At 64.6% G+C, this 226-nt stretch carries 1 protein-coding gene; it reads left to right on the forward strand.

The features are described 5' to 3' along the window. The coding region (locus SB756_RS36545; RefSeq protein ID WP_410914151.1) for an AMP-binding protein at positions 1–226 on the forward strand (226 nt) is incomplete at both ends.

Genomic DNA, 226 nt, shown 5'->3' on the forward strand with positions numbered 1-226 from the left:
GGCCTGGACGCCAGCGACAGCGTGCTGCAGAAAACCCCGTTCAGCTTCGACGTGTCGGTGTGGGAATTCTTCTGGCCGTTGATGACCGGCGCGCGCTTGGTGGTGGCCCAGCCAGGGGCGCACCGCGACCCGCAACTGCTGGTCGACACCATCAACCACCATGGCATCAGCACCCTGCACTTCGTACCGTCGATGCTGCAGGCGTTCATGACCCACGAAGCGGTCG

Origin of the sequence: Pseudomonas sp. SIMBA_068, from assembly GCF_046534705.1 — a bacterium.
In the GTDB taxonomy this organism is placed as follows: Bacteria; Pseudomonadota; Gammaproteobacteria; order Pseudomonadales; family Pseudomonadaceae; genus Aquipseudomonas; species Aquipseudomonas putida.